Genomic DNA, 1,677 nt, shown 5'->3' with positions numbered 1-1,677 from the left:
AAATGAACTTTTTCTGAGGTTAATTTAGTACAGAAGTACTGGTGGAAGATGTGAGCTATCCCTAGATTTCCCAGATGATTAATCTATTTATAGCCTTTTTAAATTGCCAAGTAATCAAAAAGCTTATTAGCTACAATAAAAATAAGTAACCATAATATTTTGGGAGTAAGAAAATTAATCGCGGAGGCTGGTCATTAACAAAAAGAGATCCTCAAGTAATTAATAGCCTGATGCCTATGTGGGAATGGCTATATAAATACTATTTCCGAGTAGAGACAAAAGGATGGGAACATATACCCCCTAATCAACAAGTTTTATTGGTGGGTTCTCATAATGGTGGGTTAGCGCTACCAGATACAATTATGACGATGTATGACTGGTTTAGCAGATTTGGTACAGAACGTTTAGTATATGGTTTAATGCACCGCCACGCCTGGAAAATTAACCCAAGAGTAGCGCAACTAGCAGAGAAAATAGGGGCAATTGAAGCTCATCCTAAAATGGCGATCGCCGCCTTAAACAACAATGCTAGTCTCCTCGTCTACCCCGGTGGCGCTAAAGATGTATTTCGTCCTCACAGTCAACGAAATCAAGTTAATTTCGCCGGCAATAAAGCTTTTGTTAAACTCGCTCTTAAATGGAAAATTCCCATTATTCCCATTATTTCCACTGGTGCCCATGATAGCTTAATTGTAATTACAGATATTTATGATCTAGTCAAACAATTCCATGAATGGGGTATGCCCTGGTTAATGGATTTAGACCCAGAAGTATTTCCTATTTATATAGGATTACCATGGATAATAGCAGTAGGTCCTCTGCCGAATATTCCTTTACCAGTAAAGATTAGAACTCAAATATGTCCACCGATAGTCTTTAGTGAATATGGAAAAAAAGCAGCAGATGATCCCTTGTTTGTAAATGCTTGTTATCACCAAGTAGTGGAAGAAATGCAATTACATTTAAATAATCTAGCAAATATCTAGGGCTGCAAACTAACCTCTCAAATCTTGGCTTTAAGATTTGGGATGAGTTATAGTTTAATTTTCAGACATTATGCTTATTGCATGAGTAAGTTTCTAGAAAAGTGGCTAGTAGCAGCCATTTTGATTTTAGTAGCCCTAGTCCAAATTTATTTAACTCAAACTGCTAATCTTTCTCCTTGGAAGGGTGGTGGTTTTGGTATGTTTGCTGCCATTGATTCTCCTTCTATGCGCTTTATCCAAGCTAAAGCAATAGATTTAGAGGGTAAATCAATTACACTATATTTAGCTAATGCCTTTGAAGAAAGAACTTGGCGTAATTTACGTTCTTTACCTCAACAACAGGATTTAGTTAATATTGCTAATCAGTTAATAGGGAAACAAGTTATATTAACTAAGCTTCCACAAGAGATGAGTTACTTATCAAGTGAGCAATATAAAGCTTTATTATCTGAACCAATATATCGCCTCAAAACCATCTATGATATAGAGTATGAGGATTTGCAGGTTAAAACTATTAAAGGAATTAGTCTGCAATGGTGGCGATCGCGTTTTGATCCTAATCAGAATCACCTATTTGCTGAACCTATTTATCCTCCTGTTGAAGTAAATATGTCAACATCCCACCACGATCATCAAAGTACCGATGATAGTGGGGGCTTGCAAAAGCCTATAGTTGACCAGTCTTAGTTCT

At 36.6% G+C, this 1,677-nt stretch carries 2 protein-coding genes; both read left to right on the top strand.

Going from position 1 to position 1,677, the window contains the following annotated elements; genetic code table 11:
* Positions 1–230 precede the first annotated feature (230 nt).
* Positions 231–986, top strand: coding sequence for a 1-acyl-sn-glycerol-3-phosphate acyltransferase (locus MW688_RS16700; RefSeq protein ID WP_486737147.1), 756 nt, complete (start codon positions 231–233; stop codon positions 984–986).
* Between the two features lie 81 nt (positions 987–1,067).
* The gene (locus MW688_RS16695; RefSeq protein ID WP_486737146.1) at positions 1,068–1,673 is read left to right on the top strand and encodes a hypothetical protein; all 606 of its coding nucleotides are present in this window, start codon (positions 1,068–1,070) and stop codon (positions 1,671–1,673) included.
* Positions 1,674–1,677: the final 4 nt, after the last annotated feature.

This window comes from Johannesbaptistia floridana, from assembly GCF_057440575.1.
This window is presented reverse-complemented; position numbering and strand designations above follow the sequence as displayed.